The sequence below is a fragment of the Candidatus Aquarickettsia rohweri genome, assembly GCF_003953955.1.
GTDB classification, from domain to species: Bacteria; Pseudomonadota; Alphaproteobacteria; order Rickettsiales; family Midichloriaceae; genus Aquirickettsia; species Aquirickettsia rohweri.
On the sequence record NZ_RXFM01000021.1, the window covers coordinates 1 to 14,517 of the forward strand.

General features: G+C 27.3%; 15 protein-coding genes and 1 pseudogene. 6 read left to right on the forward strand and 10 right to left on the reverse strand.

Features of this window, described 5'->3' with window-relative positions; all coding sequences use genetic code 11:
• From blaOXA to EIC27_RS02290, 6 genes and pseudogenes are all read right to left on the reverse strand, one after another.
• Positions 1-690: class D beta-lactamase (gene blaOXA, locus EIC27_RS02265; RefSeq protein WP_126044532.1), on the reverse strand; the 690-nt coding region annotated here is incomplete at its 3' end.
• 10 nt (positions 691-700) lie between these two features.
• Positions 701-1,261 (reverse strand): ubiquinol-cytochrome c reductase iron-sulfur subunit, encoded by a 561-nt coding sequence (gene petA / locus EIC27_RS02270; RefSeq protein ID WP_126044533.1) that lies wholly within the window; start codon positions 1,259-1,261, stop codon positions 701-703.
• 3 nt (positions 1,262-1,264) lie between these two features.
• Positions 1,265-2,098, reverse strand: coding sequence for a polyprenyl synthetase family protein (locus EIC27_RS02275; RefSeq protein ID WP_126044534.1), 834 nt, complete (start codon positions 2,096-2,098; stop codon positions 1,265-1,267).
• Positions 2,091-4,139 (reverse strand): NAD-dependent DNA ligase LigA, encoded by a 2,049-nt coding sequence (gene ligA, locus EIC27_RS02280; protein ID WP_126044535.1) that lies wholly within the window; start codon positions 4,137-4,139, stop codon positions 2,091-2,093. Before ligA ends, EIC27_RS02275 begins: the two co-directional genes overlap by 8 nt.
• Before the next feature lie 116 nt (positions 4,140-4,255).
• Positions 4,256-5,764: a CDP-diacylglycerol--serine O-phosphatidyltransferase gene (gene pssA, locus EIC27_RS02285; RefSeq protein WP_126044536.1), complete on the reverse strand. Its 1,509-nt coding sequence runs from the start codon at positions 5,762-5,764 to the stop codon at positions 4,256-4,258.
• A gap of 153 nt (positions 5,765-5,917) precedes the next feature.
• Positions 5,918-6,595 (reverse strand): annotated as a pseudogene (locus tag EIC27_RS02290) (phosphatidylserine decarboxylase); the annotation flags it as partial.
• A gap of 139 nt (positions 6,596-6,734) precedes the next feature.
• On the opposite strand from EIC27_RS02290, the gene EIC27_RS02295 reads away from it, so the two are divergent.
• Positions 6,735-7,922 carry an MFS transporter gene (locus EIC27_RS02295; protein ID WP_126044538.1) on the forward strand — a complete coding sequence of 396 codons (1,188 nt, stop codon included), beginning with the start codon at positions 6,735-6,737 and terminating at the stop codon, positions 7,920-7,922.
• A gap of 29 nt (positions 7,923-7,951) precedes the next feature.
• Here EIC27_RS02295 and fliQ read toward each other — a convergent pair whose 3' ends face one another.
• Together fliQ and secB are read right to left on the reverse strand one after the other, a co-directional pair.
• The gene (gene fliQ / locus EIC27_RS02300; RefSeq protein WP_126044539.1) at positions 7,952-8,218 is read right to left on the reverse strand and encodes a flagellar biosynthesis protein FliQ; all 267 of its coding nucleotides are present in this window, start codon (positions 8,216-8,218) and stop codon (positions 7,952-7,954) included.
• Positions 8,219-8,220: 2 nt separating this feature from the next.
• Complete coding sequence (secB, locus tag EIC27_RS02305) at positions 8,221-8,676, reverse strand: protein-export chaperone SecB (protein WP_126044540.1); 456 nt, start codon at positions 8,674-8,676, stop codon at positions 8,221-8,223.
• A 118-nt stretch (positions 8,677-8,794) separates the two neighbouring features.
• On the opposite strand from secB, the gene EIC27_RS02310 reads away from it, so the two are divergent.
• From EIC27_RS02310 to hemB, 3 genes are read left to right on the forward strand one after another with little or no spacing between them, the layout of a single operon-like run.
• Positions 8,795-9,436: a Tim44/TimA family putative adaptor protein gene (locus tag EIC27_RS02310; RefSeq protein ID WP_126044541.1), complete on the forward strand. Its 642-nt coding sequence runs from the start codon at positions 8,795-8,797 to the stop codon at positions 9,434-9,436.
• A complete protein-coding gene (mltA, locus tag EIC27_RS02315) occupies positions 9,433-10,581 on the forward strand; it encodes a murein transglycosylase A (protein WP_126044542.1) in 1,149 nt (382 codons plus the stop codon). The genes EIC27_RS02310 and mltA overlap by 4 nt, the downstream gene beginning before the upstream one ends.
• Before the next feature lie 29 nt (positions 10,582-10,610).
• The gene (gene hemB / locus EIC27_RS02320; protein ID WP_126044543.1) at positions 10,611-11,612 is read left to right on the forward strand and encodes a porphobilinogen synthase; all 1,002 of its coding nucleotides are present in this window, start codon (positions 10,611-10,613) and stop codon (positions 11,610-11,612) included.
• A 169-nt stretch (positions 11,613-11,781) separates the two neighbouring features.
• On the opposite strand, the gene EIC27_RS02325 is transcribed toward hemB, so the two are convergent.
• Together EIC27_RS02325 and EIC27_RS02330 are read right to left on the reverse strand one after the other, a co-directional pair.
• Positions 11,782-13,155: a nicotinate phosphoribosyltransferase gene (locus EIC27_RS02325; RefSeq protein ID WP_126044544.1), complete on the reverse strand. Its 1,374-nt coding sequence runs from the start codon at positions 13,153-13,155 to the stop codon at positions 11,782-11,784.
• Positions 13,148-13,717 (reverse strand): adenylyltransferase/cytidyltransferase family protein, encoded by a 570-nt coding sequence (locus tag EIC27_RS02330; RefSeq protein ID WP_126044545.1) that lies wholly within the window; start codon positions 13,715-13,717, stop codon positions 13,148-13,150. Before EIC27_RS02330 ends, EIC27_RS02325 begins: the two co-directional genes overlap by 8 nt.
• A 108-nt stretch (positions 13,718-13,825) precedes the next feature.
• Between EIC27_RS02330 and EIC27_RS02335 the strand changes: the two genes are divergently transcribed.
• Positions 13,826-14,320 carry a hypothetical protein gene (locus EIC27_RS02335; protein ID WP_126044546.1) on the forward strand — a complete coding sequence of 165 codons (495 nt, stop codon included), beginning with the start codon at positions 13,826-13,828 and terminating at the stop codon, positions 14,318-14,320.
• Positions 14,321-14,363: 43 nt separating this feature from the next.
• Positions 14,364-14,517, forward strand: a 154-nt coding sequence (gene tnpA / locus EIC27_RS08105; protein ID WP_410519450.1) for an IS66 family insertion sequence element accessory protein TnpA, incomplete at its 3' end; no start/stop codon positions are given.

Consider the following 14,517-nt stretch of genomic DNA (forward strand, 5'->3'; position numbering starts at 1 on the left):
TTGATCTACCATTTTTTCTATCCAACCTATGAACCAACCCACTTGTATATCTAACTTATTATTACCATCACTTCGCAATAGCCCATTACCTGTCTTCCCATAAAGTTTCCAATCTCCTAATCTTTCAATATACAATATTTTTTTTGTCATTTCTTGAGCTTGTTTACTAACTGGCAAGTTATTTGATATAAGCTTTTGTAAGAATTTTAATTGCTCTATAGGAGAAATTTTTAAAGAACTTGAAAGCCATGCATTTGTAAGCCCATTTGATTTTCCTTTATCACCAGATAGATTGACATTACCATAATTCAGCTTATTAACATAATTTTGAAACTTATTAAAACCTAATTTTTTAGTAATAAATTGTGAATACCAAACACAACTATTTTTAATCCATAAACTTGGGTAATAAGTCTGTTTCCAATTATCTAACCAATCAACATATCCTTTCTTAAATTTAACTTTAGGGTTATTTTCATCAATAAGTATCCCTTCATTATAACCCATCAAACTAATAGCAATTTTAAAAGTGGAAGCAGGAGTATATCTAGTTTTACAGTCCCCTTCATTAGTAATAATTTTTTTTCTATCAGCTAATATAAAACAATCTGCATAAGCACTTTTTATTACATAGGTAGTTAAGATTATAAAAATTGATACAATACAAATTATTGATTTTGTTTTTTTCATTTTAATAGGTTCAACCTATCATTATCTTAGAATCGCTAATAAATTCATATGGTGGTATTGCCAAATTTTTAGGAGCAGGGCCTTTTCTAATTCTTCCAGAACTATCATAATGAGAACCATGGCATGGACAGAACCACCCCCCAAATTCACCTTTATTACCAATAGGAACACAACCAAGGTGTGTGCAAATTCCCACTGTTATCAACCATTGCGACTTCCCAGCTTTAACTCTATCTTTATCAGGTTCTGGATCTCTTAAATCTGCTAAATTAACATCCTCAGCTTCTTTAATTTCTTCTTCTGTTCTATGAGTAATAAATATAGTCTTACCTCTCCACATTACCGTATGAGTTTCACCTTTTTTAATATTTGAAATATCAACTTCCGTACTACCTGCAGCTAAAACACCTTTATCAGGTTTAAGCGAAGTAACGATTGGAATGGCAGCAGCAACAGCTCCAACACCTGCAACAGCACTTGCACTCATAACAAAAAAATCTCTTCTAGAAGACTTTTTATCTCTAGATTTTATATCGCTATTCTTAAGTTTTTTATCTTTTTTATCGACCATAAGTTATTTAATATATGACATAAATAAATATTCTGTGAAATTTCTAAGCAATAATGCTTTAGTATCAAAAAAATCTAAACATTTCAATGCTTCATTTATAATATCTATTAACGAATTATTACCCTTAAATTTTTCATTATCATCAATATCATCTTTAATTTGATATGCCAAACCTAATTTTTCCGCAAAAGAACACAATATTTCAATCTCTTTCTCATTTGCATTATTTAAAATAGCACTGCACTTACAAGAAGCAATAAACAAGTTTGCTGTTTTCAATTTACGCAATCTTTCTAAACTTATTTCATCATAAGTATCTTTTTTCATATTCAAGTCCAATATTTGACCCAATATCAACCCCTTATAACCAATTAACTTACTTAATTCATTAATAATAATTAGTTGCAACTTAGGATTTAAGTTATTATCTAAATTTGAAATCAACTCAAAAGCAAAAGTTAGCAATGAATCACCTGTTAAAATTGCTGTAGATTCTTGAAATTTCTTATGACACGATAACTGACCTCTTCTAAAATCATCATTATCCATTGCAGGTAAATCATCATGAATTAAAGTATAAGTATGAATCATCTCTATAGCGGCAGCTAAATCAACAATATAATTAGGTATATTTTTAGAAAAAATTGAATTAGTAGCAAATACTAGAAAAGGCCTAATCATCTTGCCATTACTCAGCAGCATATACCGCATTGCATCAACAATAATATTTTCTTTGTTATAATCTAATAATTCTGATATTTTTGATTGAGTGATATCAGAACAAATTTTTATATTTTGCTCTATACTCAAATCATCATTAATTTTTTTTTTAATCATTATCTCCAATAATTTTTAAAAATTCTACTTCAGATATAGTACTTATATTCATTTTATTAGCTTTATTTAATTTTGATCCAGGATTTTCACCATAAACTACATAATCCACTTTCTTAGATATAGTTGCAGCAATCTTAGCTCCCATCTTCTTTACAATGTCAATAGCTTCATCTCTAGAATATTTCTTTAATGTACCAGTAAAAATCAAATTCTTTCCAGCAAACTTTCCTTCCTCTTTAGGCTTTATATAGTTTACTTTTTGAATTTTAATATATTTTAAAATATCTTTTATAACTGCAATATTATATTGATCATTAAAATACTCAATAAAACTTTTTGCAATAACTTCACCTATTCCATTTATCTCTTCTAAAACTTCCAACTTTTTTATATTTGACGCAAAGATCAATAAATTATCAATACCTTCAAAATAATTGGCTATTAACTCTGCAGTCACTTCACCAAAATGTCTAATGCCAAGTGCATAAATAAATCTGTTAAAAGGTATTATTTTAGACTTATCAATTGAATTAAATAAGTTCTGAGCTGATTGATTGCCCCAGCCTTCCCAATCTTCTATTTGGCTTTCTAATTTTTCATTAATATCTTTTAATCTAAAAATATCTGCAGGTGATTTTATTAATCCTCTTTGAGAAAATAATATTATTGATTGTTTTGATAGTCCCTCAATATTAAAAGCTCCTTTTGATACAAAATGGCATAATCTTTCAACAAATTGCGCCTCACATTTTATACCTCCAGTGCATCGCTTAACTACATCATCACCAAATTTTTCAATTGCACTATCACATATTGGACACTTTTTAGGAAAAACAAAATCCCTAACAAAAGAGGAATTTCTTTCGCTAAATTTTACTTCTACAATTTGAGGAATAACTTCACCTGCTCTTTTAATTTTAACAATATCTCCTATCTTAATATCTTTTCTAATTATCTCTTCTTCATTATGTAAGGAAGCTTTTGTTACTAAAACCCCACCAATATTAACAGGTTTTAATTTTGCCACAGGAGTTATTGAGCCAGTTCTACCAACTTGCACAAAAATATCTGCCACTAATGTTTCTGCATAATCTGCAGGAAATTTATGAGCTATTGCCCACCTAGGAGACCTACTTATGTTACCAATTCTTTCCTGAAAATCTAATTCATTGATTTTATATACCAAACCATCAATATCATAATCTAATTCAGCTCTCTTAAGATACATACTTTCATAATAATCTATAATACCTTTTGTGTTGTTAAGCAAAATTATGTTCTCATTTACATTAAATCCTAAAGATTTAAACTTATCCATAACCTCTTTTTGTGTTTTTGCACTACCAATTTTACCTCCCCATACAAAATAACTTAACTTTCTTTGACTGGTAACTTTATAATCAAGTTGGCGCAATGAACCTGAAGCAGCATTTCTAGGATTTGCAAAAACTGCTTTATTACTTTTTTGATTTTCTTCATTAAGCAATAAAAAATCGCTTTTTTTCATATACACCTCTCCCCTTACCTCAAATTCTTGATCAAAATCAACATTAATAGGAAAATTTTCTATTACCTTCAAGTTATCAGTTATTTCTTCTCCTATTTTACCATCGCCTCTTGTAGCCCCAGAAACCATTTCACCATTTTTATAATGAGCAGAAAAAGACACACCGTCAATTTTTGGTTCACAATGAAAATATATTGTATTGTTTAATTCTTGATTTAAATATTTATATACCCTAGACAAAAAATCAGATATATCTTCACTACTGAACGCATTAGCAAGCGAAAGCATAGGGTATGAATGTATTACTTTTTTAAACCCTTTTGCAACTCTCGCACCAACTTTTTGAGTAATACTATCTACATCCCTTAGATTTGGATAAAGCTCTTCAAGCCTATTCAACTCTAACCTAAGATCATCATATTCTTTGTCTGAAATCTTAGGCAAACTTTTTATATAGTATAACTCATCATGCTTTTTAATTTCTTTCCTAAGTTTCTCAACTCTATTTTTTGCTTCTGATAAAGTTAAATTCATATAATATAAACAAGATTAAATATATTAGATAACATATTAATAATAACCTACATAAATTTAAGCTATTACAAGATTAAATCTTATAATAAATCTACTTAGCTAGTTCGATAAAATATTCATCCTAACTCCTTAGGAATTTTTATAATATCATCATATTTATTAGAATTATTATAGACCATAATACCTATTGATTTTTTAGAAATTAATCTAGAATTTGTATTTGAATTAGATATTACTTTCGAATTTAAATTAAATGATTTATTAATTACACTCTTTTTACTAGTATTTAAAGCCATTAATAAACTTCCACTGGTTTTAGCTGTTTGTTTAATCTTTTTAATGTATTTACTACCATGATAAGGATTTTTTGAATGATACATTGCAACAGCTTCTTGCCAATTATTTGTTTTCAAGTAGTTACTCGCTAAATAATACGCAGAATATCCAACATTATAATATGGAGAAGCCATTTTCTCAATGCTTGAAAAATTATGCTTATGAAATTTATAATTTATTTGGTTACACCCAATATCAAAGTTTTCTTTACCACTTGCTACATATTTTTTTAAAGCACTAACTAACTCTGTCTTACTTTTAAAGTATTCTGACCTACCATTTATATTAACTGACCATGGCCATGGTTGAGCAGTTTTAGAAATATTATTATATCTACCAGATTCAACCAATGAAATTAGATATAAAAAATTCTTAGGTATATTATACTTTTTTTCAAAAATTTTAATTGCATTTAAACAGTGTATTGAATCTGAATGGTTATATTCAGATGCTTTTACATTGCTTTGAGTCATTAATACAAAAGCTATCACTAAAATAACTGAAATTTTTGTGGTTCTAATATCTTTGTTTTTGATTATTTTACAATAATAATAAATACTACCTATAGGAATGAGAATTATATACAATAAACCTATAATTGGCAGTAAGAACCATGGTTCAAATATAATACCTGTAAAAACAATTCCAGAAAGTATTAAAAATAAGTTAACTCTTTCCTTAGGAACACTTATTTTTTTTCCTGAATATATTGGAATCTTACTTATCATTAACAAGCCAATAAAAATCATGTAAAAAGCTATGAACCAATATGAATTTATTAATAAATTACTCTTAAATATCTCAAAAGAACACATTAATGGTATTAATAATAAACCAGCTGCAAATGGCATAGGAACACCAATAAAAAAATTATTCTTAACCTCTTTATTTTTACTTTCATGATCAAAAATTTGAGTATTAAACCTAGCAAGCCTTAGTGCTGAACAAGCAATATAAACTAAAACAATACCCCAACCAACACCTTTATATGGTATTTCCTTTAGAGACCATAAATAAACAGCAATAGCAGGTGCAACTCCAAAACTACATAAATCTGCTAATGAATCTAGTTGTGCTCCAAATTCACTTGTAGAATTTAATAATCTAGCAACTCTACCATCAATCCCATCAAGAAAAGCAGCTATAATTATCAGAGCAACAGCTATATTAAATTTTCCGTCCAAAGAATACCTAATAGATGTAATACCTAAACATAACGCCATAATTGTAATCATGGAAGGTATAAGCTTGGATAATGGTATGTTTATTTTTTTTGAAGTAAATGTCATTGATTACAATTATTTTTTATCACTAACTTTAGTATTTACTTTATTTTTACTAACTTTTACCTTTGATGCATTGGACTTAGTAGATTTATTTATATTTTTTTTATCAGTAGATATAGCTATAGATTTTGTAGAAGTTGATTTAGAAGATACAGACTTAGACTTTTTACTCTCTCTTAGTTCAGCAATAACAGACTCACCTCCTATCATTCTTTGGCCTTCTAATACTTTTATCTCAAAATGATTAGGCAAATAAACATCCACCCTACTTCCAAATCTAATTATACCAAGTCTTTCACCTGTTGATACTTTTTGATCTTCTTTTAAATCACAAACTATCCTACGCGCAATAAGGCCAGCAATTTGAATAACACCAACTTCTTGTTTATCATTTAATTCTAAAAGAATAGACTGTCTTTCATTATGCTCACTAGCTTTATCAAGTGAAGCATTGAAGAATTTACCATGATGATAACTAAGTTTTTTTACTTTAGCAGATATAGGTATTCTATTAACGTGGACATCAAATACATTTAAAAATATACTAATTTTATTAATCTCTTTATCATTACTTGCAATCTCTTTAGGCATTTTTGCTTTTTCAATTTTTTGTATAATACCATCGGCTGGACTAACTAAAACATTGTTTTGATTTGGAATAACCTTGTTAGGATCCCTAAAAAAGAAAATACACCATAAAGTTAATATAAAACCTATCCAACCTAACTGTTGAGACCACATAAAAAGTATTAAGGTAATAATTGCAAAAACACTTATAAAAAAATAGCCTTCTTTATGAATACTTGGAATGAACTCTTTGATAGAATCTAGCATATAATAATAAATATAAATTTTATTATCTTATAGCACATATACAACCCAACTCAAATTGAAAAATTTATATTATCTTCTATATTTTTACTTTACTTTTTTCTTTTTTAAAGTACAAGCAACATAAATTGTAATATTTTTAATGAACTTATTTTTTTTTATTATCACCATTTGCTTTGTCATTGCTCATACACAAAATGATCTCATATCTCCTACTTTCCCTGATATGATTAAATTTTTTAACACTAACTCTAGGATATTTCATTTAATGAGTAGTAGTTATTCCTTAGGTGTTGCTATAGGTAGCCTTTTTTTAGGTTCTATTTCAGATTATTCAGGTAGAAAAAAAACTTTATTAGTAGGATTACTTTTTTTAGTGTTTGGTTGCTTTTGTAGTATGCTGACTTCCAACATATATTATTTGATATTTTTTCGATTTTTACACGGTATAGGCACTTCTGCTCCAATGGTTATGTGTATTGCAATAATTTTTGATGTTTGCAACAAAGAAAAAGCTAGAACTTTTATTGGCTTGAAGAATGGAATATTGACTTTTGGTAAAGCAATCGCACCAGTAGTTGGTGGATATTTAGGCTTGTTAATTAGTTGGCAGTTTAATTTTTTATTGATTACAATCTTTACAAGTTTATCAATACTACTAGTATCAATATTTATCAATGAAACTGGTAAATTTAATAAAAATAATTCTAATCAACTAATGACTAACTTAAGTCAAATTTGTAAAAATTATATATTTTTACTCTCAGATAAACTGATGTTAGCATATCTTTTTGCACTTGGCTTTATGGCATGCAGCATAATCACTTTTACTTTAGGTGCTTCAATTATATATATTAATCATCTAAATGTTAGCAAAAGTATATATGGATATCATCAAGGAGGTGTATGGGCTGTATTTGGTATATTTTGCTTTTTAACACATTATATTATCAAATTTACAAATATTTCCGCAGCAAAAAAAATAGGATTTACTATAATGATTATTGGTTGCACATCACTTAATTACACCGCTTATATATATACAACTCCTCACTTAATTACACTTAGTATGATGATTTGCAGTGCAAGCTTTGCAATTTTAATAACAATTTTATTTACTGATGCAATGTCTCTTCATCCCAATATTAAAGGTGCAAGCTCATCAATAATCGCATCTACAAGAACTATCTTAGTAACAATCAGCATTGCATTAGCTGGTTATTTTTTTAATGGCACTATAATACCTCTTACAACAATAATTACCATTTTACTAAGTTTAACCATTATTATATATATATTCATAATCCACCCCAGAACACATTTGAAATGAATAAATAAAATAATATTAACTATAATTTATTATTGTAAGTTAATTATATGTGAAACAATGTTCTCCATATAGCTTGATAATATACTTCCCATGTAATTTAATGATAAAAAAATTGAAAAAAAAACGGCAATTATTTTGGGAACAAATGAAATTGTAGGCTCTTGGATTTGAGTTAAAGCCTGAATCAAGGAAATTAACACACCAACAAATAAAGCAACTAGTAGTAATGGCAAAGATAATTTTAACAATACCATTACACTATCTTGTGCTATATTGATGATATTTTCAGCATCCATAACTAATTAAATTGTTCATTAGAATTTTTATTTTTGTTGTTGTTATATAATGTCATAAAATCAACAGGAGAAATATATAGTGGTAAATATCCACCATCTCTAGAAATATCTGAAATTACTCTTCTAGCATAAGGAAAAATTATAGTTGGACACTGTATAAATATAACCTTTTCTCTCTCTTCATTATTCATACCTTTATCTAAAGTAAAAACCCCAGCATATTTTAAATCTATTAAATACTGAACATCTTCTTTAACCACTGATTTAACTTGAATTTCTAAAACAACCTCATAAGTCTCTTCCTGTATATTGTGTGCACCAATATCAATTGACACATCTACTTCAGGTTTTTCACTTCCCAATAAACTATATGGAGCTTTTGGATTTTCAAAAGATAAATCTTTGATATATTGAGCATTAACTAGTACACTACCATTAACATCTGATTTTTTTGACATATAATTAGATATATTTTTTTTATTTAATGATTTATATCAAATTTACTTGAAGAATACAAAGATAATATATATTTAAGTAAAGTAAAAATAAAAATGTAATTTAAATTTAAGGATATTTATGGAACTAATTTTTTTAGCAGCACTTACAGCTTTTATTATTTATAAACTTTTTCAGGTTCTTGGAAAAGAAGATGAAAATTTAAAAAAATTCACTCACATTGAACCAGTAGTTGATACAATTAAAAAATGTGTAAAACAAGTAAAAAATGTTGAATTTGAAATAATATCTCTTAAAGAAGCTAATCTTAATCCAAAAATAAAGAACGTATTTGAAAAAATTATCATAGAAGAAAATGAGTTTAGCATTAATAAATTTCTTAATGGTGCTAAAAAAGCTTTTAAAATGATTCTTACAGCTTTGAATAATGATGAAACTGAAACTTTAAAGAAACTTTTAGAAAAAAAACTATATGAAAAATTTACTAATGAAATAGCAAAAAGGAAAGAGAAGAAAATTAATTATGACGTTACATTAATTGGTATTAAAGACGTAAAAATTATTGATGCAAACATTAAAAATAATACAATAAATATTAAAGTAGAAATTCACAGTGAGCAAATTATACAAGTAACTGATAACAATAAAAACATCATATCAGGCAGTCCAAATAATATTTTACAAATTTTCGATATCTGGAACTTTAGCAAAAAAATTAAATCAGGAAATCTTTGGTTATTAACAGAAACTACCTCTAAATGACTCACCAGATACTTAAAAATTTAATATTATTAATTTTTATTATAGCTTTAAGCTCATGTTCGGGTACAAAAAAACGGAAATATAAAGTTAGAAAAGTTAAATTTTTTAAGACTGAATATAGCAAATTAGTTGGGTGGAAATATGATAAACATCTAATCAGTCTAAAAACTTTTTCTAATTCCTGTCAAAAAATTTTACAATTAAATAATTCTAACCCTGTAAGCACATTAACTAATATTGGAGGATCAGCTAAAAACTGGAAATTAATATGCAAAAAATTAGAAAGGGCTAAAATAGAAACGAATACAGGGGCCAAGAAATTTTTTGAAAGATGGTTTATTCCATATGTTATCTTTGATGGAAGCACTAATAAAAAGATAGGTAAATTTACTGGCTATTATGAAATTGAGATAAACGGAAGTTTAAAAAAAACTAGAAGATGTAAGCATCCTGTATATATGCCTCCAAAAAATCTCTCGACTCATCAAAATAGAGATTATCTTTCACACTCTTCCATTAATAAGGGTTCTCTTAGGAATAAAAATTTAGAGATTTTATGGGTTGATAATCACGCCAGGTTATATTTCATGCATATACAAGGTTCTGGACGTGTTAAGTTAGATAACGGTAATTTAATAAGATTAGGATATGCTGGACAAAATGGATTTGATTATACATCAATAGGACCTTACTTTAAAAAATATGATGCAAAAGGAATTAATTCTGCCTTAGACATGATAGAATGGCTCCATAGAAACCCTAGAGATAGCAAAAAAATAATTGAACAAAATCAATCATATATTTTCTTCAGAAAAATTAATGGCGATGGACCGATTGGAGCACAAGGCATAGCTCTTACTCCTGAACGCTCAATTGCGCTAGATAGTGCAATATATCCATATGGAACACCTATATGGATTGACACATCTTTACCTAAAACCAGAAATTACATTGATAGGAAATATAGAAGATTGTTTATTGCTCAAGACACTGGTGGAGCAATAAAAGGAGCTATAAGAGGCGACGTATTTTTTGGTCACGGAAAAAGATCTGAAGAATTAGCATGCTATATGAATAATCAGGGCAAAATATATGCTTTATTCCCAAGAAGTGTAAAAATTCCAAAATATTATAGAACACACTAACTTTAATAATTGTAATATATCATAAATTTATGTTTTCTTTAAGCTATCCAAGAACAAGATCCCACAGATTAAGAAGCTCTAACTGGAGTAGGGATTTATTTGCTGAAGCAACTATTTCTTCATCTGATCTAATACAGCCATTTTTCATTACTGAGGGCAATAATATCTCAGAACCTATTGATACATTGCCAGGTATATATCGGCATAGTGTAGATAATCTTGTAAAAAAAGCTGAAAATGCTAGAGATTTGGGAATAAAAGCCATTTTAATTTTTCCTCAAATTCCTAAAAATAAAAAAAGTGTTGATGCCAAAGAATCCTATAATTCTAATAATCTAATCTGCAAAGCCATTAAAGAATTAAAAAAACATAAACTTGATATTGGAATAATTGCAGATGTAGCACTCGATCCTTATACTTTAAATGGCCATGATGGAATCACTGATCAAAATGGAAATATTCTTAATGATGAAACAGTAAAAATATTATGCAAACAATCACTTACACTTGCAGAAGCTGGATGTGATTCAGTTGCCCCTTCAGATATGATGGACGGAAGAATTGCAAAAATCAGGGATACACTTGAAGAAAACTGCTTTTATAATACTAAAATTTTTTCTTATGCAGCTAAGTATGCTTCAAATTTTTACGGACCTTTTAGAGAAGCAATTGGATCAAAAAATTTTTTAAAAAACACTTCCAAAGAAACATATCAAATGAATTTTAGAAATTCAAAAGAATCAATACATGAAATTGGATTAGATATATCTGAAGGGGCCGATGCTATTATTATTAAACCAGGAATGCCTTATCTAGACATTATAGCTAGAGCTAGTGATAAATTTAATATACCTATTATTGGGTATCAAGTTAGCGGAGAATATTCTATGTTAAAAATAGCAAGTGAGAAACAAATATTTAATTACACTAAAGCTTTAATCGAAAGCCTGATTTCATTTAAAAGAGCAGGTGCTAATGCTATAATTACCTATGCTGCTACTGATATTGCGAAGCAATTAATGAATATTTAATAAGCTAAAACTATAAAATCAAGTTTTAGTATCACTTATATAAAGATTAATAGAAGCTTTGCAACTCATTAAAAATCACCTAAACTACAGATAAAAAATTAGAAATTTATATAAAGCTTAAATTTTTATATTGCTGAATATAGCAAATTATTTACTTTTACTAAAAGTGTTAAATTATATTACGTTGAATTTGAGAAAAAGTTATTTCATTTAAAATTTCACCATTTTTAAACACTGGTATTAAATGATTTTTTTCTTTAACATTAAGTTTGTCATGTATAGTATGATATTCATTATTTATTTTAATTAGCGATAACCTACCACATTTGGAATGTTTTTTAGGTTCTGTGATTGGAGATTTACAAACACCTTGCCAATCACAATTTTTCCTTTTTATTGCTGATAATTTCATTGCAAATTGTTGATTATCCCTATTTACTTTTTGCAATAAAGAAGCCCCCATGCCAAAAGAAATATTTTCTCCACTAATTTTTTTACCTTTTAAGACTTTAAGAATTTCTTCAATTTTTTCAATTGAAACTCTATCTCCGTGCAAAACATGTATAAATTTCGGAAGAACTTTATATCCTTTTTTATTTACCTCAAATCCAAATTTTTGCATTAATATTTCTAAAGTTTTTATAACAACTTCTACTGGATCACCACTGTCTGATCTTATGATTAAAGTATTACTTGAATTCTCTATGTTATTTTTAAGTTTACCTCCCCAAATTTTATCAATAGTATTCCAGTAATCATATGAATCACTTACAACTGCATATCTAGAATAATTTTCAAATTCACTAATCATATTCTGATAAGAATTCACCTCTTTATCTTTTCCCCACGAAATAATAGTTGAATGCTCAGCAGCTGGAATAGTAATATAATTATCTAAATCAGCATCATAATATTGTTTTATACATCGTAAGGCAGAAATAGTACTAGTTGAATAAAAATTAACTAAGTGAGACGCACCACCAATTTCAGAAGATTCATAAGAACTAACTCCTCTTGCACCAAAATCAGCAAGCATATATTCCAACCTCTTTAAATTATCAGATGTTTGTAATAAATAACTTTTTATAAGCTTTTTACATTCATAGGATAAAGTTGCAACAGTAGTAGGATACCAAATTGCCCTAAGCAAAGCAGTTTCTAAGTATGTTGGCAACCAAAAACACTTAGGATCAGTATTAGTAATTTGCAAAAGTACATTGTTGTTTGGCACTTTTGTTCCTTCGGGAACAGATTCTATATATATTGGTAAGTGCCCAGCATACTTATCTAATATATATTCCCAACCACTTTTATTAAATGGCACACCATGAATTTTTATTATTTCTTCTGCTTCATCTATATTTTCTTGAGTAATTGGTTTACAAAGATATTTTTTTAAAAACATTTGTAATCCAAAAAACAAGGTATTTTTAAATTTTCCTCCTCTAGACTCAATATAACATGATAAATATTCAGTAGCTTTTGGATATTGCAAATAATGTGAAGTTTTATATGAATCTGTATTTAATATTAGATTATACATTAAAAGAATGCATATATTTATTTTTTAATTCTAAATAATGTTCTGTGTCTAAAAAATCAATAATAAATTTTAATACTTCTTTTGAAACAAGATTTTTTATTTCTTTTCTTATTTTTTTTATATCTTTAATATTAAAAATAATATTTCTAATATTAACTGCATCAATGTCATAAATTTTTTGTATTTCAATATATTGCATATTATGAAACAATTTTAAATAATACGAAGAATCATCCTTTGTATGACCAATCAAAACCACTCTCTTATTATGCACAATCCTCTTTACTATTTGATTAATATGCTCTACCCAACATTGATCATCATCAAAATCATCTAAAGGCTCTATATACAATCTATTATTAATTTTATTGGAAAAACTGCCTATAATAAATTTTTTTCTCTCTAAAAAAGTAAAAGGATTTTTTAATGTTCTTGATTTATTTGCAGATCCACAAAAGACAATTAAATTATTAGAAATTTCAAGACCTTTTTCTATTATATATTTATGTCCATTGTGAAAAGGCTGAAATCTACCTATAAATATCAAGAAGTCATATAACATTAATTAATCAATACAATGAAATTTAATTACATACTGATACATTTAATTTTTGATTACAAAGAAAAATTACAATATAATTAACAGTGTTAAACTTGTAGTGAGGTTTTAATGAATATTATTTCAATAGTCACAAAGTTTCTTACCGACGTAGGTGAAACAAGGCTTACTTTATCCACTTTTAATTTTGCTAAATTGTTAGTAAAAAGAAAAGACGAATCAAAAGTCAAAGATTTGGACAAAACTGCAATAAAAAGTAAACCAAATAAATTTTTAGACATATTAACTTCACCTGGTGTTGGTACTATATTAACAGTCTTTGGTGTAATAACATGTTTATATTCTCCACTAGGCATTGCAATTGGTGGAACTGTAGCTGCAATAACAACTATTAGTTATTCACTCTCTATGATAAGATCAACCTTAAGGATGAGAACAATCAAAAATACTCAAAATAAAGATTTATTATTGGATACTATTAGTGCAAAAATTCAAATTTCTTCAGAAAGACAATTAAATCCACAATTTAAAAAAATGGTTAACGAAGAAATAAAAAAAGTAATAGATAAAGTAAGCGCTAAAATAAGGGCATCTAGGCAAGAATAAAAATAAGTGGTAGAACAAAAGCCTAAAAAAATAGAGGCTAATGATGCTATTAGAAAAAAAGAAAAAAAGAATAAGTAATGAAAAATGGAAAGAGCTAGTAGAAGAATATAAAAAAAGTAATGTAAGTAAATATGAATTTTGTAAGCAAAAGAATGTGCCGAGAAGTACATTTTATAAATGGCACAGAATTCTTGTAG

Coding starts and splice junctions, on each gene's coding strand:
- EIC27_RS02275 (WP_126044534.1), bottom strand. CDS start 2,098: ATGATTAAAAAAAAAATTAATGATGATTTGAGTATAGAGCAAAATATA.
- pssA (WP_126044536.1), bottom strand. CDS start 5,764: ATGACATTTACTTCAAAAAAAATAAACATACCATTATCCAAGCTTATA.
- EIC27_RS02310 (WP_126044541.1), top strand. CDS start 8,795: ATGGAACTAATTTTTTTAGCAGCACTTACAGCTTTTATTATTTATAAA.
- ligA (WP_126044535.1), bottom strand. CDS start 4,139: ATGAATTTAACTTTATCAGAAGCAAAAAATAGAGTTGAGAAACTTAGG.
- mltA (WP_126044542.1), top strand. CDS start 9,433: ATGACTCACCAGATACTTAAAAATTTAATATTATTAATTTTTATTATA.
- secB (WP_126044540.1), bottom strand. CDS start 8,676: ATGTCAAAAAAATCAGATGTTAATGGTAGTGTACTAGTTAATGCTCAA.
- EIC27_RS02330 (WP_126044545.1), bottom strand. CDS start 13,717: ATGTTATATGACTTCTTGATATTTATAGGTAGATTTCAGCCTTTTCAC.
- EIC27_RS02325 (WP_126044544.1), bottom strand. CDS start 13,155: ATGTATAATCTAATATTAAATACAGATTCATATAAAACTTCACATTAT.
- EIC27_RS02335 (WP_126044546.1), top strand. CDS start 13,826: ATGAATATTATTTCAATAGTCACAAAGTTTCTTACCGACGTAGGTGAA.
- hemB (WP_126044543.1), top strand. CDS start 10,611: ATGTTTTCTTTAAGCTATCCAAGAACAAGATCCCACAGATTAAGAAGC.
- EIC27_RS02295 (WP_126044538.1), top strand. CDS start 6,735: ATGAACTTATTTTTTTTTATTATCACCATTTGCTTTGTCATTGCTCAT.
- petA (WP_126044533.1), bottom strand. CDS start 1,261: ATGGTCGATAAAAAAGATAAAAAACTTAAGAATAGCGATATAAAATCT.
- fliQ (WP_126044539.1), bottom strand. CDS start 8,218: ATGGATGCTGAAAATATCATCAATATAGCACAAGATAGTGTAATGGTA.